General features: G+C 56.1%; 23 protein-coding genes and 2 riboswitches. Of the genes, 9 read left to right on the forward strand and 14 right to left on the reverse strand.

Translation table 11 applies throughout. The features are described from left to right. Positions 1-115 precede the first annotated feature (115 nt). Positions 116-769, reverse strand: coding sequence for a hypothetical protein (locus QPL98_RS15870; protein ID WP_303293605.1), 654 nt, complete (start codon positions 767-769; stop codon positions 116-118). A 191-nt stretch (positions 770-960) separates the two neighbouring features. On the opposite strand from QPL98_RS15870, the gene QPL98_RS15875 reads away from it, so the two are divergent. The 4 genes from QPL98_RS15875 (at position 961) to QPL98_RS15890 (ending at position 4686) form a co-directional block, all read left to right on the forward strand. Beyond that, positions 961-2157: an acyl-CoA dehydrogenase family protein gene (locus QPL98_RS15875; protein ID WP_199453724.1), complete on the forward strand. Its 1197-nt coding sequence runs from the start codon at positions 961-963 to the stop codon at positions 2155-2157. A 10-nt stretch (positions 2158-2167) separates the two neighbouring features. After that, positions 2168-3310: an acyl-CoA dehydrogenase family protein gene (locus QPL98_RS15880; RefSeq protein ID WP_199453723.1), complete on the forward strand. Its 1143-nt coding sequence runs from the start codon at positions 2168-2170 to the stop codon at positions 3308-3310. 126 nt (positions 3311-3436) lie between these two features. Beyond that, entirely contained in the window at positions 3437-4198 is a 762-nt protein-coding gene (locus QPL98_RS15885) for a class II aldolase/adducin family protein (protein ID WP_199453721.1), read from the forward strand. A 32-nt stretch (positions 4199-4230) separates the two neighbouring features. Then, positions 4231-4686: a MaoC family dehydratase gene (locus QPL98_RS15890; RefSeq protein WP_058342383.1), complete on the forward strand. Its 456-nt coding sequence runs from the start codon at positions 4231-4233 to the stop codon at positions 4684-4686. Between the two features lie 79 nt (positions 4687-4765). Here QPL98_RS15890 and QPL98_RS15895 read toward each other — a convergent pair whose 3' ends face one another. The 7 genes from QPL98_RS15895 to QPL98_RS15925 form a co-directional block, all read right to left on the reverse strand. Further along, entirely contained in the window at positions 4766-6424 is a 1659-nt protein-coding gene (locus QPL98_RS15895; RefSeq protein WP_199453719.1) for a long-chain fatty acid--CoA ligase, read from the reverse strand. A gap of 25 nt (positions 6425-6449) precedes the next feature. Further along, complete coding sequence (gene surE, locus QPL98_RS15900) at positions 6450-7247, reverse strand: 5'/3'-nucleotidase SurE (RefSeq protein WP_228285613.1); 798 nt, start codon at positions 7245-7247, stop codon at positions 6450-6452. Beyond that, positions 7244-8308 carry a phosphotransferase gene (locus QPL98_RS15905; RefSeq protein ID WP_199453717.1) on the reverse strand — a complete coding sequence of 355 codons (1065 nt, stop codon included), beginning with the start codon at positions 8306-8308 and terminating at the stop codon, positions 7244-7246. Before QPL98_RS15905 ends, surE begins: the two co-directional genes overlap by 4 nt. An 81-nt stretch (positions 8309-8389) precedes the next feature. Then, positions 8390-9157: an SDR family NAD(P)-dependent oxidoreductase gene (locus QPL98_RS15910; protein ID WP_031210154.1), complete on the reverse strand. Its 768-nt coding sequence runs from the start codon at positions 9155-9157 to the stop codon at positions 8390-8392. Positions 9158-9191: 34 nt separating this feature from the next. Continuing rightward, positions 9192-10394: an acyl-CoA dehydrogenase family protein gene (locus QPL98_RS15915; protein ID WP_199453715.1), complete on the reverse strand. Its 1203-nt coding sequence runs from the start codon at positions 10392-10394 to the stop codon at positions 9192-9194. A gap of 66 nt (positions 10395-10460) precedes the next feature. Further along, on the reverse strand, positions 10461-10901 hold the full coding sequence (locus QPL98_RS15920) for a PaaI family thioesterase (protein ID WP_199453713.1): 441 nt from the start codon (positions 10899-10901) through the stop codon (positions 10461-10463). Beyond that, positions 10901-11695, reverse strand: a complete 795-nt coding sequence (locus tag QPL98_RS15925; RefSeq protein WP_199453711.1) for an SDR family NAD(P)-dependent oxidoreductase — start codon at positions 11693-11695, stop codon at positions 10901-10903. The genes QPL98_RS15920 and QPL98_RS15925 overlap by 1 nt, the downstream gene beginning before the upstream one ends. Positions 11696-11836: 141 nt before the next feature. Here QPL98_RS15925 and QPL98_RS15930 point away from each other — a divergent pair, with 141 nt between their 5' ends. Beyond that, on the forward strand, positions 11837-13429 hold the full coding sequence (locus QPL98_RS15930; RefSeq protein WP_199453709.1) for a class I adenylate-forming enzyme family protein: 1593 nt from the start codon (positions 11837-11839) through the stop codon (positions 13427-13429). Here the strand turns inward: QPL98_RS15930 and QPL98_RS15935 are convergent. Then, positions 13426-14166, reverse strand: a complete 741-nt coding sequence (locus tag QPL98_RS15935) for an enoyl-CoA hydratase/isomerase family protein (RefSeq protein WP_199453707.1) — start codon at positions 14164-14166, stop codon at positions 13426-13428. The two genes, QPL98_RS15930 and QPL98_RS15935, sit on opposite strands and share 4 nt — an antisense overlap. Positions 14167-14333: 167 nt before the next feature. On the opposite strand from QPL98_RS15935, the gene dctP reads away from it, so the two are divergent. The 3 genes from dctP to QPL98_RS15950 all read left to right on the forward strand — a co-directional run bounded on the left by dctP (position 14334) and on the right by QPL98_RS15950 (position 17323). Beyond that, positions 14334-15380, forward strand: coding sequence for a TRAP transporter substrate-binding protein DctP (gene dctP, locus QPL98_RS15940; RefSeq protein WP_199453705.1), 1047 nt, complete (start codon positions 14334-14336; stop codon positions 15378-15380). An 81-nt stretch (positions 15381-15461) separates the two neighbouring features. Then, positions 15462-16013, forward strand: a complete 552-nt coding sequence (locus tag QPL98_RS15945) for a TRAP transporter small permease subunit (RefSeq protein WP_023008944.1) — start codon at positions 15462-15464, stop codon at positions 16011-16013. Beyond that, entirely contained in the window at positions 16013-17323 is a 1311-nt protein-coding gene (locus QPL98_RS15950) for a TRAP transporter large permease subunit (protein WP_199453703.1), read from the forward strand. Before QPL98_RS15945 ends, QPL98_RS15950 begins: the two co-directional genes overlap by 1 nt. A gap of 88 nt (positions 17324-17411) precedes the next feature. On the opposite strand, the gene QPL98_RS15955 is transcribed toward QPL98_RS15950, so the two are convergent. The 5 genes from QPL98_RS15955 to rlmE all read right to left on the reverse strand — a co-directional run bounded on the left by QPL98_RS15955 (position 17412) and on the right by rlmE (position 20779). Beyond that, positions 17412-17555, reverse strand: coding sequence for a hypothetical protein (locus QPL98_RS15955; RefSeq protein WP_156509988.1), 144 nt, complete (start codon positions 17553-17555; stop codon positions 17412-17414). Positions 17556-17594: 39 nt separating this feature from the next. Beyond that, positions 17595-17750 (reverse strand): hypothetical protein, encoded by a 156-nt coding sequence (locus QPL98_RS15960; protein ID WP_199453701.1) that lies wholly within the window; start codon positions 17748-17750, stop codon positions 17595-17597. Between the two features lie 597 nt (positions 17751-18347). Next, the gene (locus tag QPL98_RS15965) at positions 18348-19064 is read right to left on the reverse strand and encodes an ABC transporter substrate-binding protein (protein WP_199453699.1); all 717 of its coding nucleotides are present in this window, start codon (positions 19062-19064) and stop codon (positions 18348-18350) included. A 186-nt stretch (positions 19065-19250) separates the two neighbouring features. Beyond that, positions 19251-19850, reverse strand: a complete 600-nt coding sequence (locus QPL98_RS15970; protein ID WP_206769654.1) for a trimeric intracellular cation channel family protein — start codon at positions 19848-19850, stop codon at positions 19251-19253. 40 nt (positions 19851-19890) lie between these two features. Further along, a riboswitch (glycine riboswitch) is annotated at positions 19891-19989 on the reverse strand. Continuing rightward, positions 19990-20076, reverse strand: a riboswitch (glycine riboswitch). It lies immediately after the preceding riboswitch. An 82-nt stretch (positions 20077-20158) separates the two neighbouring features. Further along, positions 20159-20779, reverse strand: a complete 621-nt coding sequence (rlmE, locus tag QPL98_RS15975; RefSeq protein WP_199453695.1) for a 23S rRNA (uridine(2552)-2'-O)-methyltransferase RlmE — start codon at positions 20777-20779, stop codon at positions 20159-20161. Positions 20780-20959: 180 nt separating this feature from the next. Between rlmE and QPL98_RS15980 the strand changes: the two genes are divergently transcribed. Beyond that, complete coding sequence (locus QPL98_RS15980) at positions 20960-21688, forward strand: RNA methyltransferase (RefSeq protein WP_303293606.1); 729 nt, start codon at positions 20960-20962, stop codon at positions 21686-21688. Positions 21689-21729 lie beyond the last annotated feature (41 nt).

Genomic DNA, 21729 nt, shown 5'->3' on the forward strand with positions numbered 1-21729 from the left:
TCGGTTGCTCCCGCTCTTTGCTTCCTGACCTCAAAGTCAGAATCTCACCCAGTTATCGCCTCTTGTTGGCGCAGAGGTGGGCTTGACGGGTATATTGGCGAGCGAAGTCACTGATTCAGGTGTTTGAGACAACTTCATTGCCGGGAGCATCAGCCGCGGTGTTGAAATCCATTTCGATGTACGTGGTCAAATCATGGCCGGCAACATCCTCGGTCTTGGTACCAATGCTGATACGAGATTCACGAGCAGAGAAGCCTGTTTTCCAGTCGCTTTCACCTTCATTGGCCGCCTTGGCAAGCGTCCGGGGCAAACCAATGGAGTAACCGTTGCTGATTCCATTACCGTTGGATCCGAAAATCACATCGGCCTTGATGAACCCGCCAAATGAAATCGTGGTGTCACCAATCTTGATGCCTTTGCCATCACGCAACAGATAACGGCTATCGTCCCGCGTTTCAGGGGCAGTCGACACAGCACCTTCCAGCTTTCCTTCCAGAACCTGGATGCGCTCACGCAGCTCTTCCAGTTCTGTGTTGCTCTGCGCCTGGGCAGTTACCGAGCCAAGCATCAGCAGAGGTGCACCAGCCAGGGCTACGGCACGGACCAGCGGATGGGTGGCAAAACGGGTTGTTGTTGTCATCTTGAAAAACCTCGCATCGGAGTTGGTTAGCGTCTTTATTGTTAAATCTACGGGACTGGCACATACCTTCCCGCAATAATTCCGCACAGCGGAACTATTGGTTGTTTGCATTTCATTATGCAGCACCATCTTCCACGCATCCGAATATAGATGAAGATTTTTATATCAACAAGTCCATTTATCTTTTTGCACGTCTACAACGGCGCATTTTTTTGACAGTTGATTCCGTTAGCATTGACATCCACCGTTTGGTTGATGGATCATGGAGCAATTCTGCTATGCGGTATACATTTTCGCTAAGAGCACGGTGAGGGTTACCTATGAACATGAATTACACAGCCGAGGAATTGGCTTTCCGCGACGAAGTTCGCGCATTTCTGAATGCCAAGCTGCCTGCGGACATCGCAGCTAAGGTGAAAGGCTTTCGCAAGCTGAGCAAGGAAGACCACCAGCGGTGGCAAAAAATTCTCAGCGAGCAAGGCTGGTACGCCACGCACTGGCCGGAACAGTACGGGGGTGTCAGCTGGACACCGGTCCAGAAGCACATCTGGGATGAAGAGTCCTGCCGTTACGGCGTGCCCCGCTCCATTCCCTTCGGCGTAAATATGGTGGCTCCGGTCATCATCAAGTTCGGCTCCGAAGAACAGAAGCAGCAATACCTCCCCCGGATTCTGAGCGGCGAAGACTGGTGGTGTCAGGGTTATTCCGAGCCAGGCGCGGGTTCTGACCTGGCTTCCCTGAAAACACGGGCTGTACGCGAAGGCGACCATTACATCGTTAGTGGCCAGAAGACCTGGACCACGCTGGGCCAGCACGCCAACATGATCTTCTGCCTGGTTCGCACCAACACAGAAGTGAAGGCGCAGGAAGGCATCTCATTCCTGTTGATCGACATGAATACCCCGGGCATCACCGTTCGTCCGATCATCACTCTGGACGGCGAGCACGAAGTTAATGAAGTCTTCTTTGAAGACGTGAAGGTTCCGGCCGAAAACCTGGTAGGTGAAGAAAATAAAGGCTGGACCTATGCCAAGTACCTGCTCACCTACGAGCGCACCGGCCTGGCCGGCATCGGCCTGTCCAAGGCAGCGCTGACACACCTCAAGCAGCTGGCCAGCCGTCGGGTGAAGAACGGCAAACCCCTGATTCAGGATCCGACCTTCAGCCAACGTATCGCGCAGGTCGAAATCGACCTGATGGCAGCAGCGATCAGCAACCTGAGAATTGTTGCCTCGGTAGAGGGCGGCGGCGTTCCGGGAGCGGAAAGTTCCATGCTGAAAGTGCGCGGCACCGAGATTCGCCAGGCCATCAACGACTTGGCACGCCGGGCGATCGGGCCTTACGCCATTCCGTTTGTTGAAGAAGAGATGGACCAGGCCTATGACGGCGAATTCCTGTCTGACCCGGATGCTGCTCCTCTGGCTGCCCATTACTTCAACAACCGCAAGCTGTCTATTTTCGGTGGATCAAACGAGATCCAGAAGAACATCGTTTCGAAAATGATTCTGGGACTTTAAGGAGGCGACCATGGATTTCCGACTCAACGAAGAGCAGCAAATGCTGCAGGACACCGTGGCTCGTCTGGTTCGCGGTGAATACAGCTTTGAAAAGCGGCTGGAATACAGCGAAACCGAACTTGGCTTCAGTGAAAGTTTCTGGAAGCAACTGGGCGAACTGGGCCTGATGGCTGTGCCATTCCCCGAGGAACTTGGCGGCTTTGGCGGCACCGGTGTTGAAGTTCAAAGCGTGATGACCGAGCTGGGCCGCGGCCTGTGCATCGAGCCGTACCTTCAGTCTGTGGTTCTGGGCGGCGGGCTGATTAGCCAGGCCGGCAATGAACAGCAGAAAGAACAGTGGCTGGCGGGCATTGCAACAGGCGAAACCCAGCTTGCCGTTGGCCTGCAGGAGCCCCAGAGCTTCTACAACACAAATGACGTAGAAACCACCGCCGAGAAAACCGACAGCGGCTATGTTCTTAACGGCCGCAAAGCGGTCGTAATCGGTGGTCATAGTGCCGACCTGCTGGTGGTTTCTGCTCGCACCTCTGGCAGCAGCCGTGATGCCTCTGGCATCAGCTTGTTTGTCATCGACGCCAACGCTGATGGCCTGGAGCGTCGCAGCTACCCGACTATTGACGGCGCCAAGGGCTGCGACCTGCTCCTGAACAATGTCAAGGTGGGTGCAGACGCTCTGCTGGGAAGCGAAGGCGAAGCGGCCGATGCTATTGAATACCAGGTTGGCCGTGCCATTTCCGCTCTGTGTGGTGAGGCGGTCGGCGTTATGGAAGTCGCCTGTGACCTGACCCTGGACTACCTCAAGCAGCGCAAGCAGTTTGGCGTGCCCATCGGTAAGTTCCAGGTACTTCAGCACCGGATGGCTGACATGATGTCCGAACTGGAGCAGGCTCGTTCAATGGCCATCCTTGCCGCCAGTGTGGCTGATGAGCCTCAGAGCGACGAGCGCCGTCGGGTAATTGCGGCCGCTAAAAACGTAATTAGTCGCAGCGCCCAGTTTATTTCCGAAAAGGGCGTTCAGTCACACGGCGGTATCGGCATGACCTGGGAATACAACTTTGCCCACTACGCCAAGCGCCTGGTGATGATCAACCACCAGCTGGGCGATGATGACTTCCATCTTGAGCGCTATGCCGCTCTGCTGGAAGCCAACTGATACTGAATCAGTGAACCTTGGGTCTGCCTCCACATTCAGTCAGGACCCTCTTTCGGGGTGGCCTATGCCACCCCTTTTTTATGCCTGGAATAACCTTGAGTAATAAATCTCTACGGAGGAACAATCATGACAAAAAACCATCCGGACGAAATGCAGGCTGATCTGAGAAAAGCCGAATGGAAAATAAGAACCGAACTGGCTGCCGCCTATAGACTGGTAGCCCTGTTTGGCTGGGACGACCTGGTGTTCACCCATCTGTCGGCCCGGGTGCCCGGCCCTGATCATCACTTTCTGATCAACCCCTACGGATTGCTGTTCCATGAAATGACTGCCTCATCCCTGGTGAAAGTCGACCAGAATGGCGAAGTCGTGGAAGCCGGCGGGCTGCGCAGGGTTAACCCGGCGGGGTTTACCATCCACAGCGCCGTACATATGGGGCGTGAAGATGCAGGAGCCGTCATGCACCTGCATGCAGCAGATGGTGTTGCAGTATCAGCCCACCGTGATGGCCTCCAGCCCCTGAGCCAGACCGCCATGCTGTGCCTTGAGCACCTGAGTTACCACGAATATGAAGGCGTAGCGCTCAACCTTGATGAGAGGGAGCGCCTGATCCGGGATCTGGGTAACAAATCCATGATGATCTTGCGAAACCACGGCATTCTGACCGTGGGCCACGATGTGCCCGAAACCTTCACTTACCTCTACTTCCTGATGAAGGCCTGCGAGATACAGGTAAAAGCGCAGAGTTGTGGCCCGGTATACATGCCAACCCAACAGGCTATCGACACCACGGCGGATCAATCAGGCTCACTCGGCAAGGCAGCAAAGCTTACCTGGCCCGCCCTTCTGAGACTGCTTGATGCCAGGTCTCCTGGCTACAACGTTTGAGCCCTTCATCAATCCACTATCAGGAAGGTCCTATGATTACTGTTGATATTAATGAACTGGCAGCCTATCAGGGCATGCTGATTGGCCACAGCCCCTGGGTAACCGTGAGCCAGGCCATGATAAACGCCTTTGCCGAAACCACCGGCGACCATCAGTGGATCCATGTGGATGTCGACCGGGCCAGCCGGGAGTCACCCTGGAAGAGCCCGGTAGCCCATGGCTACCTGACGGCATCACTGATCCCCAAGCTCAACAGCGAGGTCATCAAGGTGACCGGTACTTCAGCCACCATCAACTATGGCCTGAACAAGCTGCGTTTTCCGGCGGCGGTGAAGGCTGGCTCGGATATCCGGTCCCGGGTTGAGCTGGCATCCCTGAAGCAGGTGGATGATCACCGCCTGCTGGCCACCTACCAGACCGTGGTGGAAATAAGGAACGAAGACAAGCCAGCCTGCGTACTGGAAAATCTGGCCATGTACGTGGTCTGAGCCTTCCGGTCAGTGCAAAAAGGCGGCAAGCCCTGAGAGTGGGGGGGGGCCGCCTTCCTAACTTCCAGTGTTGTGCAGGCTACTTCTGCCACTCCTGCTCCTGAAGTGTCCGCCACATCAGCTTTCCGGTCGGTGATTTTGGCAACTCATCAACAAATTCAATGATGGTTGGTACCTTGTAGGCCGCCATTTGCTCCTTACACCAACTGATGATGTCATCCTTGGTTGTTGTGTTTTCAGCCTCAGGCGTTAGTACAATACAAGCCTTGACCGTTTCACCACGCTTGGGGTCCGGGGCAGAAATAATGCAAACTTCGTGGATGGATGGGTGACGGTACATCAACCCTTCTACCTCAGACGGCCAGACCTTGAAGCCAGACGCGTTGATCATGCGTTTGACCCGATCCACCATGAAAAAGTAACCATCTTCATCGTAGTAACCCAGATCGCCGGTGCGGAAGAAACGCTTACCATCGATTTCGACGAACGAGGCCTCGGTATCCACGGGTCGATTCCAGTAGCCCAGAGTGACCTGAGGCCCGCAGGACACGATCTCGCCGGTTTCTCCCACGCCTTTTTCTTCAAGTGTGTCGACATCGATAATCCGGCTGTCAACATCAAATACCGGAATCCCCAGGCATTGCGGTTTAGGGTTGTTACCGGGGTTGATGTGGGTAGCTGCCATGGTTTCAGACAAACCGTATCCTTCGATGTAATCAAGGCCTGTCAGCTTTTTGAGCTTTTCCGCCACCGCAACAGGCATCGCGGCACCACCACCCCCGATCATGTTCAGGCTGCTGATGTCGTAGTTACCCAGCTCCGGGTTTGACAGAAAATCCACCGCCATAGTGACGATATTGGTCCAGCCGGTGACCTTGTAGCGCTCAATCAGGCGCGCCGCGGTGGTTCTGTCCCAACGGGTCATGATGACGGAAGTGGCACCCGAGAAGATGGGGCCGTTCATGGAGCCCGTCATACCAGTTACATGGAAGAATGGCAGCGTGGAAAGCTGCACACCATCGGGCGTAGACAGGTTCCAGAATACCCGGTGCACGGCTGTCGCCATTACCGACCGGTGAGTGTGCATGCAGCCCTTGGGTGCCCCGGTGGTACCGGAGCTGTACGGAATAACGGCAAGGTCATCCGGGCCGGCAGTATGTTCACCGGGCTTGTGTCCGGCTTCCAGGGCCGCCTCCCAGGTAACCACTCCCGGTATATCTCTGGACCACGCGGGCGCAGCAACTTCAGCCGGCAACGTCAGGTCGGTTTCCGGGTTAATGTAGGTGTTGTAAGACGCAACAATCACTTGTTCCAGGTTGGTCTCACCAATCAACGGCGCGATGAAGCCCGCCAGTTCCTGGCCCGCCATGCACACCGTGGAGCCAGTATCCGAAATATAATGCTCAAGCTCCGCCGCGCGGTTCATGGGATTCACAGGAATAACCACGGCATCGGCCCGCAGGATGGCATAGTAGGAGATCACATACTGCGGGGAGTTCTGCATATAAAGCAGGACCCGGTCACCCTTCTTGACCCCCTGGGCCTGCAGGTAACCCGCCATAGTATCGACTTCTCGCTTAAGCCGGGCATAGGTCATGGGCGCATCGTAGAAAACGATGGCATTGTGGTCCGGATAGCGCAGTGCCGAGACTTCCAGGTTGGTGTACAGACTGGTTTTCGGCAGGGTCATGGTTTTGGGCAGATCTTTTGGCCAAACCTTGTAGTGGCGTGTAAACATATTCTTGTTCTCCCCCTGGGTTAATTCAGTCAACCGCTTGAGCGGACAAATCAAAATAATCAACAGCCCCGGGCAAGGGCTCGTCATGGCGTAACGGTGAAATGGCAACGGCTTTTTCACGAAGTACGGTCACATCCGCATCCGGCTCCACAATGTGGCGTGAGCTCCGGTCAAAACCAAGCCACCAGTAAGGCAGGCTGCGCGCATCACGGCCAGCGACCAGTGTTGGCTTCTGGATAGAGCCGTTGGACTGCCGACACCATCGGGCTGCGGTAATATCGGCCGCTTCACAGGCTGGAAAGTTCACATTCCACGCCAGAACCTGGCCGGAGCGGTAAAGTCTGCGAATGACAGCTTCAGCAAAGGTTTCCACCGGCGACCAGCGGACGTCGTCCCGGTTCAGGTAAGCCTGGCTCAGCGCAATGGCCGGAATGTTCATGTGGTGTGCACTCAGTACCGCACCAACGGTACCGGAGTACTGGACCGAATCACTGATGTTCGCACCACAATTCACACCGGATAGCACCAGGTCTGGCGGTGTTTCCCCGAACCACTCGGCCAGGGAATACAACACGCAATCGGCCGGCGTGCCAGACACCGAATAACGATTAGCCCCAACCTGATAAACCCGTAACGGACTGTGAATGGATATGCTCTGGCCAGCTCCGCTGCGATCATGTTCCGGCGCCACAACCCAAACCTCATCGGCCAACCGCCGGGCAATGGTTTCAAGGATCGCGATACCCGGCGCATTGATGCCGTCATCGTTGGTAATCAGAATTCGATTGGCAATCTTTCCGTGCATCATCGCTTCTCCGCTCATGGCTTCCGACCTTCACAAGCGATTTGCCAGCCAATATCCGCCAGCAGGCTGGCACGCTTGCCAACCTCCAGCGCATTGGCGTTGGCAGCATTGCCATCCAGAGCCCGCTTGTAAACGCCCTGAAGAATGGCCGCCAGCCGGAATAATGAGAACGACAGGAACACGTGCCAGTCATCGATACCGTCCCGGCCGGTTTGCGCGCAGTACCGTGCAATCGTTTCCTGCTCGCTTGGTATACCGAGCTCCTGCAGATCTTCGCCATTCAGGCCACGCATACCGGGCATATCAGCAGGCAGGTGGTATGGCAGGCAGTAATAGGCAAGGTCTGCCAGCGGATGCCCGAGAGTCGACAGCTCCCAATCCAGGATCGCGATTACTTCCGGGCGATCCGGTGCCAGCATCAGGTTGCCAAACCGGTAGTCACCGTGAGCAATTGAAGTCTCGTCCCTGGCCGGGAGGTTCTCCGGCAGCCAGGACATCAGCTTGTCCATGGCCGGCAGGTCATCCGTCCGGGATGCGAGATATTGCTTGCTCCAGCGAGCCACCTGACGGGACACATAACCCTCCGGGCGGCCGTAATCTGCCAGGCCAATAGCGTTGACATCCACAGAGTGCAAAGCTGCCAGCGTGTCGATGGCTGAGTGATGAGCCCTCATTCGCTCTTCACGCTCCAGCTCTTTGAGTGCTGAATGGGAGTGAATCCTGCCTTCCAGAAAATCCATCACGTAGAAGGGAGTGCCAATGACCTCACTGTCTTCACACAGTTCGCGAGCATTGGGTACCGGAACGGACGTGTGTTCAGCGAGCGCGCGCATAACGCGGTATTCCCGCTCCACCATGTGAGCCGAAGGCAGCGTCTTTCCCGGGGGCTTCTTCCGCAGTACATAACGCCTGTTGCCGGTATCCAGCAGAAAGGTGGGATTGGATTGCCCGCCCTGAAACTGCTTCACGTCCATCTGGTTACCGAATTCCGGCAATGCCTGCTGAAGCCAGTTGAGCAGGCGGGCTTCATCGAATTTGTGGGCTGGCAGAACCGCTACCAGCTCTGGAGTCATGCTCATGATTATCTCTTGTCGTTATGTTCTGGCTACCCCTGGCGCCAGACAGGTGCCCGGCGGCAGGGGTGTTCCGGTTTCCCGGTATCAGCAGATGGTTTCACCACCGTCGGCAACAATCACCTGCCCGGTAATGTAGGCACTGGCCGGGGTCGCCAGGAAAACAGCCAGGCCGGCAATATCGATCGGATCACCGATGCGCCGAAGCGGGGTTTTGTCTTCTGCCCGCTTTACGCGAACCGGGTCCTCCCAAAGCGCTTTGGCAAAATCGGTCTTGATCAGGCCCGGCGCAATGCTGTTCACACGGATACCCTTCGGCCCCCACTCAACGGCCAGGTTGCGCGCCAGGGCAGCTTCTGCCGCCTTGGACACACCGTAAGTGCCGATAGTGGTGTTGCCGCGAATACCGGCAATACTGGACAGCAGCACCACAGAACCTGAGCCCTTTTCGGCCATCTGTGGCAGCACCATATTGGTGAGCCAGAAGGTTCCCTTGACGTTGGTGTCCATGATCTTGTCCCAGGCGTCGTCGGTCATTTCCGCGGTCGGACCATACACCGGGTTGGTCGCGGCGTTGCAAACCAGAACGTCGATGGTGCCCCAGGCTTCGTTAGTTTTGTCGACCAGGTTTTGCAGGTCCTCCTTCTTACCGACGTGGCAAGCGATGGCCATGGCATCAAAGCCCTGGGCCCGCATTTCACTGGCAACCTGCTCACAGGCTTCAGCCTTACGGCTGGAGATCACAACCCGGGCGCCACAGCGGGCCATTTCTTCGGCAATGGCCCGGCCAATGCCCTTGGTGGACCCTGTGATAACAGCCACTTTCCCGGTCATATCAAATAATGGATTAGTCATTTCCGAATCCTTATTACTCTGGGTAACAGCTGTTTCAGCGGTACCGACGCAATTCAAGTTTGGCGACGGAATCCAGGTGAACCTCATCCGGGCCGTCTGCCAGGCGCAGGGTACGGACTTTCGCCCAGGCCGACGCCAGGAAGGTGTCCTGGCTGACGCCAGCACCACCGTGCACCTGTATTGCGCGGTCGATGACCTTCAGGGCCATGCTCGGGGCAATCACCTTGATCATGGCAATTTCCTGACGGGCCACTTTGTTGCCTACGGTATCCATCATATGGGCAGCCTTGAGGGTCATCAGGCGAGCTTGCTCGATGTCGATGCGACTACGGGCAATGTCTTTCCGGATGGAATCAAATTCGGACAGCGGGCGACCAAAGGCCTCACGGGCATTCGCGCGCTTGCACATCAGCTCCAGCGCACGCTCGGCGACACCGATGGTGCGCATGCAATGGTGGATACGGCCCGGCCCGAGGCGCCCTTGGGCGATTTCAAAGCCGCGACCTTCACCCAGCAGGATATTACTGACCGGTACACGCACGTTGTCGTAGTGAATCTCGGCGTGGCCGTGCGGCGCATGGTCATAACCGAATACCGTCAGCGGGCGAATCATTTTCACCCCGGGTGCATCCAGTGGCACCAGAATCATCGACTGCTGCTGGTGCTTGGGAGCGGTGGGATCGGTTTTGCCCATAACGATGGCAATCTTGCTGGTGGTGGTCATGGCACCTGAAGACCACCACTTACGACCGTTGATAACGTACTCGTCACCGTCCCGACGGATCTCGCAAGCAATGTTGGTTGCGTCAGAGGAAGCGACGTCCGGCTCTGTCATGGAAAAGCAGGAACGGATTTTTCCATCCAGAAGCGGCTTCAGCCACTGCTCCTGCTGCTCCGCGTTACCGTAACGGGCAATGGTTTCCATGTTGCCGGTGTCCGGCGCGGAGCAGTTGAATACTTCGGGAGCCATCTCGGAACGGCCCATAATCTCGCACAGATGTGCGTACTCGAAGTTTGTCAGCCCGGCACCCAGATCACTTTCTGGCAGGAACAGGTTCCACAGCCCGGCAGCCTTCGCTTTTTCTTTCAGCCCTTCAATGATCGGAACCGGTGCCCAGCGGTTCTCCGCGGTTGCCACCTGATGGTGATGCTTTTCTTCATTCGGGTAGATATAGGCATTCATGAACTCGGTTAATTCGGCCTGCAGTTTCTTGGCCTTGTCAGACAGCTCGAACATATCCGTTTCCTCTCTGTTCAGTTATTTGCGACTGCTACTAACGCCGGCAATCGCGTTAGCAGGCATTCAGACGGGAACGCCTTCAGGTTTCTCACTACCAGAACGAATCCGGAAAGTGCCCTCACCGATTGCAAGCAGGTTGCCCAGCTCGTCGTGAACTTCACCGGTACTGTTAAAAATCCTGCTTCCACCCGCGCGCTTACGACCGGTCACCCGGATTACGCCCCCGGTGCACTGCCCGGTAAACGTGGTGGTCAGCGAAAGCGTAATGGCTTTGCGCATGCGCCCGGGGTAGGGGCAGTAGGTGCCGGCTTCGGCCATGGCAATATCCAGCAGGGAGGTCAGTACTCCACCATGGATCACACCACCCAGATTCAGGTGATCCGCCTGGATTTCCAGCTCGATCACGGCTTCATTTTCTTCCCACGATACCTGCCGGTAGCCCAGCATGTTGTGAAAACCCGGCAAGTCTTTGCCACCGGTAATGTGCAGACTACTGTTGTTCATCAGACTTTCATTCCAGGCAGGTTGAGGGACGCTGTGTTGCCGCCATCAACGGCCAGGGCCTGACCGGTAATGTAACTGGCATCGTCACTGGCGAGAAAAAGGATGGCGGCAGCAATTTCCGCGGGATCGCCATAACGGCGCAACTCACAACGGGAGCCGAGCTTGTGGGCCTTTTCGTGTGCCCGGGCATAGTCAAAGACTGTCTGAGTCATACCGGTTTCAACCAGCCCGGGACAAACTGCGTTTACCCGCACGTTGTCCAGCCCCAGGTCACAGGCTGCGGTCATGGTCAGGTTGATCACGCCGGCCTTTGATGCGCTGTAGGCATTGCCTCCAGCCCCCGAACGAATACCGGCAACCGATGCGGTATTGACAATGCTGCCCTTCTTGCGGGCCTGCATGTGAGGTGCAACGTGCTTTATCGTCAGCATGGTTCCCAGCAGGTTTACAGCGAGCACTTTCTCCCACTCGTCACGACTGTTCTCGGTGACCGGCGGATGGGCTCCGGAAATACTGGCGATACCGGCGATATTGCACAGCACATCAATCTGGCCAAAGGTTTTCATGGTTTCGGCTACCAGGGCAGTTACCGCAGCCTCATCCGCAACATCTGCCACCCGACGCAGCACAGATACACCATCGGCCATCTGATTCTCGGTTTCGAGCAAGCCGCCCTCGGCGACATCAACAAGCACAACGGATGCCCCTTCGCGACCCAGCCTGAGTGCGGTTGCCCGCCCGATACCACTTCCGGCCCCGGTGACGATTGCCACTCGCTGAACAAATCGCCCCATGAAATTCTCCCTCGCTAACATGATTTATTTTTGTGTGTTCTATTTTGCTTTCCAGATAATTTGTCACGCACAACGGTTATGAGTCAATATAATTGGAAGTTAATTTCATCTAGCAAAACTACAACATCAAAGGATGACAAAATGAAAACGCAATTTGACGAAATGCCCGTATACGCTCCCACTGACTCCGGCGAAGCCATGGAGGCCATCGGTTTTCGTATTCAGGCCTTTGCCAGCGGACAAGGCGACAAGACCGCGATCATCGACGAAAAGGGAGCGCTCAGCTGGGCCGGTCTGCTGCATGAGGTCAACCGCATTGCCAACAAGCTGCGACAAACCGGCCTTAAAAAAGGCGACTGCGTTGCGGCCTTGTCGGAAAACAGCAGGGAAATGGTGGCCCTCTATCTGGGAACCCTGGTGGCGGGTGGCTGCATGGTGCCGCTTTCCGGTATGGCCAGCGGCGAATCCCTGGCTCTGATGATTCGTGACTGCGGCTCCAGGTTCCTGTTCGTTTCCCGTAAAAACCTCGATATCTGGGCCGAAGCCAGCCTCAGGGCCGGCCTGAATCACGATGAGGTGATCGGGCTGGACAACGATGCTGCCGGACAGCATTTAAAGGACTGGCTGGGCTCGATTCCCGCCGAGCCAGACCCGGCGCCGGTAACACTGAACGATCCGTTCAACATCATTTACAGTTCAGGCACGACCGGAACTCCCAAGGGCATACTCCACGACTACCGGTTCCGCCAGCGGCAAATGGTCAGGATGAGCCGGTTCGGGCTCAACGGTGAAGCCGTTAACCTTGTATCGACACCAATGTACTCCAACACCACCCTGGTATCGGTGCTACCGACCATTTTCTATGGCGGCACCCTCGTGCTGATGGCCAAGTTTGATGCCCGTCGCTTCCTTGAACTGGCAGAACAGCACAAAGTCACTCACGCCATGCTGGTGCCCGTGCAGTTTGAGCGCATATTGGCGGTTCCGGACTTCGACCAGTTTGACCTTTCAAGCTTCAAGCTCAAGCTCTGTACCAGTGCGCCGCTCCGGGCCCATGTGATCGCCGAAACCATGAAACGCTGGCCAGGCAATATCCGGGAGGTCTATGGCCTCACAGAAGGCGGCATTTCCACCAGCCTCGACTGCGCTGCCTATCCGGACAAATGGGATACCGTCGGAGTGCCCACCGAAGGGGCTGAAGTAAGGGTGGTCAGCGAAGATGGCAAGGAGCTGCCTCAGGGTGAGATCGGCGAGATTGTCGGGCGCGCGATTTCCATGATGCGGGGTTACGTAAACCGCCCGGAGCAGACCAGGGAGATGCTGTGGCAAAGCCCCGATGGACTTGCCTTTTATCGCAGCGGCGATATGGGCCGCATTGACGAAGACGGCTTTGTTCATATTCTCGACCGCAGGAAAGACATGATTATTTCCGGCGGTTTCAACATCTACGCCGTAGACCTGGAAAAAGTCGTCCTCAGCCATCCTGCGGTATCCGATGCTGCGGTTATCGGCATACCCAGCAGCCAATGGGGCGAAACTCCCCTCGCTCTGGTGGTAAAGAAATCCGGATGCCAGGAAACAGAAGAGGAAATCCGGGACTGGGCCAACCAGCATCTGGGCAAGACCCAGCGCCTCAGTGCCGTAGAGTTCCGGCAGGAACTGCCTCGCTCTACCATTGGCAAGGTCTTGAAGCGGGAGCTAAGAACGCCTTACTGGGATAACAGCGCCGGTTAACGGCGCTGCATGCGACTCAAAGCATTACGGCAGTCGTCGGAACGCAAGCGCTCACTGAACACACCGCGCTCCCGCTCCAATGCCTGCTGCACCTGGTCGCGCCATGGCGCCTTCATTAAACGCTTGCTGGCCCGCAATGCCTCTCGGGGCTTTTCTCCCAGCCTGCCCGCCAGGGCCAGGGCCGAATCCACAGCCTGTCCATCATCTACCACCCGGCTTACCAGGCCACATTCACCGGCCTGGGTGCCATCCAGGGTTTCACCAAGCAACAGCAATTCAGCAGCCATCCGGGAGCCAAGGTGCAATGGCATGGTCACAGTTGAAGCAGCCTCCGGCACCAATCCCAAATCGACAAAGGCAGTTTTGAACCTGGCCGAGCGCCCCGCAAATACGCTGTCGCAATGGAGCAACATAGTGGTGCCAATACCAATCGCCAACCCTTCCACCGCCGCTATCACCGGAGTATCACACGCCATCAATTCTTCAATGAATGCAAGGCCGGCAGAGGGTTTCGGGTTTTCGTCCGTAGCCCGCGCCCGGAAATCATCAAGATCGTTGCCGGCGGTAAACACACCTTCAGCACCCGAGATGACGATGGCATGCACATGCTGGTCAGAACTTGCCTCCCGCACATAACCTGCCAGCTGCTCATACATGTTTCGGTTCAGGGCGTTCTTTTTATCCGGACGATCTATGACAAGATGGATCGTTTTTTCTTGGCTATATTTCTTGATCATGTACATCTCCTGGGTGTCGCCCTCCCCCTCTGAAACAGGAGAAAAACGTCCTATTGCAAATGGCAAATCTTGTGATAAAGTCGAACAACAAAAGTTCACGGTGCAGTCTTATATTCTGCACTGCGAAACACGAGCAATGCAACTATAACAAATACTGGAGCAAACTTATGAGCTTCCTTGCCACATTCAGAAAAAACCTTACTACCTATGCATCCGCGTTAACACTGGGTGTATCCGCTGTTATCGCCAGCGCACCTGTATACGCTGAAAAAACCTACACCTGGAAGGTTCAGTCCCACTGGCCAGGCTCCAGCAGCTCCTACCAGGACAGCCTTGGTCGACTGAAGGATGTGATCGAAGAACGCTCTGAAGGCCGGATCAAGCTCCAGCTGTTTGAAGCAGGCGCCATGTTCAAGGCCACAGAAACCTTCAATGCCGTGAGTCGTGGCATTCTGGAAATGGGTACGATTTCTCCCGGTTATGCCCAGGACAAGATGACCCTGGCCGGCATTGCTTCTGGCCTGCCCTTCGCATTCCGAAACGTTTGGGAAGCCGCGTACTTCCACCAGAACATGGGCTTCGAACAAATGCTGCGGGATGAAGCCGCCAAGTCTGGCGTTTACTGGGCAACCGACAAGGTTTACCCGACCGAAATGGTTACCAGCAAACCCATCAACAGCTGGGAAGACTTCAAGGGGCTGAAAATCCGTTCCTCCGGTGCGCTTCAGAAGTTCCTGACCGAAGCCGGTGCTTCCGCTTCCTATATCCCGGGCAGTGAACTGTACACCGCACTGGATTCCGGCATTGTAGACGGCGCCCACTGGGGCGCTGCCCAGGGTGCTGCGAGCATGGGCCTGTATGATGTTGCCAAATACCACGTTCAGCCTGCGCTGAACATTGCCGGCACCGATGTCATCATCGTCAGTCAGAAGGCCTTGGACAAACTTCCGGAAGACCTGCAGCAGGTGGTGAAACAGGCTCTGGATGAGCAATTCTGGATCCGCACCAACCAGTATCTGTACAAAGAGCGTATCGCCCTGGCCAAAGCCGTTGCTGATCAAGGTGTTGAAGTAAACGTGATGCCTGAAGATGTTCAGCAGAAGCTTGCCCAGACAGCCCAGGGCATGTGGGATGAAGAAGCCAAGCGCAGCGATGAGGCCAAGAAGGCTCTGAGCCTGCTCAAGCAGTTCCTTGGCGAACTTGGCTACCTCTGATCCTAAACGCAACACCACAGGCCCTGATTAACCCCCGGGGCCTGTTTTCTCAGTTCACACCCAAGTCCCCCGGAGAGTGCCATGAGCGTAGTCAGCGCATTCATGAAAGGCGTCACCAGGCTCAACGAGTACGTTGGCCGATGTATAGCCCTGATCGTCTTTCCCATGTTTGTCTTTCTGATACTTGAAGTAGCTCTGCGCTATTTTTTCAATTCACCTTCGGTGTGGACAAATGAACTGACACAGCTGCTGTTCGGTGTATACGCAGTAATGTCTGGCGGATACATCATGGCCCACCGCGGGCACGTGAATGTCGATCTGCTGCACTCGACGCTTAAGCTGAGGGCCCAGGGCTTTGTCGACATTTTCACCTCTATTCTGTTTTTCATTTTCATGCTGGCGCTGGTCTGGTTCAGCTTTGACATGGCCTCTGAGTCGTTCGAAAGCCGGGAAACCTCCTTTTCTGCCTGGAACCCGCCTATCTGGCCAGCCAAGGGAGCCATCTTTGTTGCCTCTGTTTTGATGCTGCTGCAAGGCATTGTGAGGTTGCTGGAGGATATCGCCATCGCATTTAACCTGAGCTATTACGACCCCGCCGAGCGGAAAAGCCATTCTGAAGAAGGAGAAGCATAATGAGCATTGAAGTCATGACGCTTCTTTTCTTTGGTTCGCTGCTGTTTTTCCTGTTGCTTGGCCTGCCACTGGCATTTGTGCTGGGTGGTGTGTCTGTTGTTTTTCTTTATTTCACCTGGGGCTTTGACTCCTTCTACATGGTGGTTTCCCAGATCTGGGGCACCATGGAAAGCTTTACATTGGTGGCCATACCACTGTTTGTATTCATGGCAATGATTCTTGAACGCACAGGTGTTGCGCGAGACTTGTACCGCATGATGTATCTCTGGTTCGGCGGCCTCCGGGGCGGCCTGGCCATCGGTACTCTGGGTATTTGTGCGGTATTTGCAGCCATGGTGGGCATCAGCGGTGCGGCAGTGGTCGCTATGGGTGCGATCGCACTCCCCTCCATGCTCTCCCGGGGTTACGACAAGCAGATGGCACTCGGGGTTATCAATACCGGTGGCGGCTGGGGTGTTCTGATTCCGCCAAGTATCCTGATGATTCTGTATGCCCTGATTACGGGTGTATCCGTAGGCAAGATGTTTGCTGCAGGTGTTATGCCCGGCATTATGCTGATGGTACTCACCACCCTCTATATTGTTGTCCGCTGCGCCCTGCAGCCAGACCTGGCACCAGCGCTTCCTAAAGAAGACCGGGCATCCTGGCCTGAAAAGTTCCGCGCCCTGCGCTCTGTTCTCCTGCCGATCAGCGTGGTGGGAATGGTACTGGGCTCCATCATGGGCGGGCTCACCACACCGACAGAAGCCGCAGCCATAGGTGTCCTCGGTGCGCTGATTTCAGCAGCGGTCTACGGCGAGTTCAAATGGTCGGTACTGAATGAAGCCGCGATCCGTACACTCAAGCTGACCGGCCTAACGATGTGGATTTTGTTTTCGGCCCACGCATTCAGCTCCGCCTATCAGAGCATGGGCGCCCAGGCTCTGATAGAAAGCATCATGGCCATGATTCCAGGCGGAGCCTGGGGAACCGTCATTGCCATGATGATCATCATCTTCTTTCTGGGGATGGTTCTGGATCCTGTCGGCATCATGATGATCACTCTGCCGGTGTTTATCCCGATTATTACTGCCTTAGGCTTTGACCCAATCTGGTTCGGTATTCTGTTCGTGATCAACATGGAGATTGGTTACAAGACACCACCGTTTGGTTTCAACCTGTTCTACCTGAAAGGTGTAGTGCCTCCGTCGGTCACGATGAGCGATATCTACAAGTCGATCATACCGTTTGTGCTGGTAGAAATTGTTGGGATCATCCTGATCATGATCTTCCCGGAGATCGCAACCTGGTTGCCGGAATTACTCTTCTGAGATATCAAGAAGGCCTGAACGACCTCAGGCCTTCTTGCTTTTATTAATTGCAAATCGACCTGTCAGAGTCGCTCACAAGCAAAGGAACTTATTTGCCCGCTCCAATCCAGGGGTCTTCAAGTTGCCCTGCTCGCTGCAGCCAGTTCATAGACCGATGAACCCGCAGGCTGAGATTGGCGGGGCAGCCGCCTCGCTCATCGCGGTGGCACTGCTTGAGAGTGTCATAATTCATGGTTCGGTCTATCCGTTCATACAGTCCTGGTTTTCGGTTTCAATCCTTCACATATTCCCAAATCAGCTTCAACGCTTCTTCCATATGCTCAACCCGGTGGCTGCCACCCTCAAAGCTATAAACCGGAAAATAATCCCCAAGCGCCCCGACGGTGTCATTCCACGGAAGCAGTTCATCCCCCTGATCCAGCAGCAACAGCCCGCTGCCCCAGCGGGTGAAAGAATAGTAGCCAGAAACCACTTCGTCTGTCAGTTGATAGGCCTACCCTGATGATCGACATCCGGGCCTATCCAGGACGTGAAAGTGTGGGCAGAATCCGTCACAGGATTGATGGCGACAACCGGAATACCGGCTTCGGCTCACAGAATGCCCGCCAGCCATCTTCCCATCGACGTCCCAACCAGAAGATCCGGATTCACTTGCATCAGCTTAGCCAAGCTCTCTTCGATAACGTCTTCCGACCCTTGGGCTAATCAATGTCGTTATGAGGACACGACATACGCATTAGCTTGATGACGATATCTTGCTGTGTTCTTGAGCTCATAGTTTAGCCGGCCGTTGGTGCTGAAGAGTGCCCACCTTTTTGCTAGGTAGTACTGACACCATCGGGAATTACGGCTGGCTTCCGGGCTAAAAGAACGTGTCGAACTCAAGCAGCATAACTATGGAGTGGGCGCCCCAGCGATTGGCAGAGGTACAAACACAAGCTACGGTCGCTAAGCGGACATTCGGGTACGACGTTTGACAAAAAGCGTGAATGCCTGGCGAATGGACATTTGCCAGCCAACCTCTTCAGCGATCCGGCCGCGGCAGTTCAGGTAACATGGCCTCTACGTCAATCGAGTAGGTAGCGAAAAAATCTTCCGCCGCCTCAATGAGAGCTTTCTCGGTTTTGAGTATCCCAAGATAGACCGGCCATTCTGAGTCTATCAGTTCCGTGCTGTAACGCTCCGGATCAATGCCCCCCATCATTGTCAGAAACCGGAACTCCGTTTCGTTCATGACGATGTAATCGCAACGTTTGCGCAAAAACATTAGCAGCATCTGCTGTGTGTTGTATCCGTCATGGCGCACCAGCTGAGTCCCTATCCGCCGCTCGAGCTGGTCACTGTATACAAACCATCTACGAAGACAGATGCTTCCCGAGATATCATCGAAGGAATCCGTTGGCATGCCAGGCTGCGCGAACACCCGGTCGCGCCAGGTTAACACCGGCCCTACAGCGTGCATTTGGTCCGGCAAAGGCATCCAGTGCGGGCTGGCGAAAACCGCGTTGGCGAGTCCTCGTTGCAGGGCCCAGATCTGGCGTTTGCGGGCCATCGGGCGGAAGTCGGCTTCGATACCAGTCTCCATGGAGAAGTCTTTGATCACCTCGACCAAAACTCCCTCGCTGAGACCTTTGCCATAATAAAACGGCAGGAAGCCCTCGTCCGAACCCATAATCTGAAGGGTTTGGGAGGAAACCGGGAAGAACCAGAATGCCGTGATGATAAACAGGACTACTCTCATTCGGTCCTCGTTGGACTGATTAATCGGGCAAGGCCGTCGTTTGCCCGACTCTGCCTCGCCAGTTAAAGACAGTTTGGCTCGGATTCTGGCCAGATGCCATGAGAAAGTCGATATCGCGGCGAATCATCCCGGCGGTCGTGTCCGCATCTATTTAGTTAGGGATACTCCAGTTTTTTACACAGAAACCTATTCCCAGCGCGCCTGCGAATAGCTGAACACCGGCAGCGACAACTGCCAGCGGATGGCAGCCATGCGCAAGAGCAGGCCAACACTGAAGGCAGCCAGTAACGTGATGTTCTCGCTCAGGCCCTGGTTCAGCAGCTCCAGATAAAGCAATGCCACCACCAGAGAGACACTGGCATAGAGTTCGTGACGCAGAACCTGCGGCGTGCGGTTACAGAGGATGTCGCGGAGGATGCCGCCGAATATGCCGGTGGTAATGCCCGACATCACCACCACGATGGTGTCGTAACCCAGTTTCAGGGCGACATTGCAGCCAATCACGGTGAAGGCCACCAGCCCGATGGCGTCCAGTACCAGAAACAGCTGGTGCAGGTGGCGCATGAAGCGGGCAATGGCGATAGTGATCAGGCCACCGGTGATGGTCATGTAGATGTAGCGAGGGTGCTGGGTCCAGGTCACGGGAAAGTTACCCAGCAGGATGTCCCGAACGGTGCCGCCACCTAGGGCGGTCAGGAAGGCTATCAGGGCCACGCCGAACAGATCCATGTTCCTGCGCCCGGCGGCCAGCGCCCCGGACATGGCTTCCGCGGTAATGGCAATCATATAGATAGAGGTCAGCACACAGGTCTCCTGCGTTTCTGTGGCCTCTCCCCCTGTCCCTGATACCTGAGAGTTTACAGAGCCCGGCTCCGCTTGCCCCTTCGGTGGACTGTGTCGACAGTCTCTCTCCAGACGGCGTTATCGAATGCCCGCAGTACCTGTGCCTGAGCGTTTATGGGAGTTTGCGCCTTCGGCGGGGCCAGCCGGCCCACTCTCCTGCGGAAGGCGCGCATTATAGGCACACCTTCTGGCTACGTCGAGCGAGCAAAGCTGTGGGACTCCCCGACGCTGCCTGAACCGGCTTGCGCTCTTCAGCCCTTGAAACCCTTGGCCACCAGATACACCTCCCGGGACCTGGCCCGGGACGAATCCGGCTTGCGAACCACCACCTTATCGAAGGACTCGCGCACGGTTTTCACATACTCATCATAGCCTTCACCATGGAACACCTTGGCAACAAAACTGCCTTTGGGTTTGAGCACCTGGCAGGCCATATCCAGGGCCAGTTCCACCAGATACATGGAGGCCGCCTGGTCTGCGGCGTTTACGCCACTGATGTTGGGGGCCATATCCGAGATCACGACGTCGGCACGGGCCCCGTCCAGTATCGCCATGATCTGGTCGAAGACCTCCTGTTCGGTGAAGTCGCCCTGGATGAATTCGACGCCGGCAATCGGATCCATCGGTAAAATGTCAGACGCCACCACGCGGCCCTTGTGGCCCACCAGTTTCGCCGCCACCTGAGACCAGCCGCCCGGGGCCGAACCCAGGTCCACGACCAGGTCCGTGGGCTTGATCAGCCGATCCTTATTGTTGATTTCCAGCAGTTTGTAGCTGGCACGGGAACGATAGCCATCCTGTTGCGCCTGTTTTACAAAGGGGTCGTTTACGTGCTCTTCGAGCCATCGGTTACTGCTTTTCGAGCGTGCCATCGCCTGCCTTCTGTTCACTGCGGGAAAAACGGCATTGTACGCCGCCGCCAGTGACGCCGCAAAAACCAGCCACTTCCTGACAAGCCAGCCACGCACCCGTACAATAGCGACTGAACACATGCCTCATTCAAACCGTCATCGCCCGGCCCCGGCCGTGCCAGGCACCATGGAAAGCAAGCCGTGAAACTGGACGACATCAAAAAGCTGCATCAAAAGAAATACCGCCAATCGTTCGGACAGTTTCTGGTGGAAGGCGAGCATCTGGTACTGGAGCTGGAAAAAGCGGCGAAGCAGGTGCCCCACTGGCGCAACGCCCAACTGTACGTAACCAGCGCCCACGAGCACTGGCCCAGCCCCTGGCCCACGCACGTCATCAGCGACCGGCAGATGGCCCAGCTATCCGATACCAGAACGCCTCAGGGCATCCTTGCGGTGGTGCCACTGCCAGCGGCTGCCAGCGGCCAAACCGCTCCCAAGGAAAAAGCCATCTACCTCCACGAGGTGCAGGATCCCGGCAATCTGGGCACCATCCTGCGCACGCTGGCCTGGTTCGGTGGTTTCCGGTGCCTGCTAAGCCCTGGCAGCGTCGATCCATTCAATCCGAAGGTGGTGCGCGCCAGCATGGGCGCCATATTCCATGTACCGCTGGAAACCGAGGTTGACCTGAACACGCTGGGCCAACGATACGCCCGCATCGCCTGCCTGGACATCGGCGGCGACGCCATTACCACGCCCGAATTCCAGGCCCAGGACTGCTACCTGTTTGGCAATGAGGCCCGCGGCGTGCCGAAGCAAGTCCTGACTGAACTGGGTGCCCACGCCTACACCATCCCCGGTGCGGCCGCTATCGAGTCGCTGAACCTGGCCTCCGCGGTCAATATGGCGGTTTATGAGCTGAACCGCGTCTGAGTCCCCCGGATTAATTCCGGCCTTTACTTGCCAGTCGCTGA

The organism is Marinobacter sp. ST-43 (assembly GCF_030541085.1).
GTDB classification, from domain to species: domain Bacteria; phylum Pseudomonadota; class Gammaproteobacteria; order Pseudomonadales; family Oleiphilaceae; genus Marinobacter; species Marinobacter nauticus.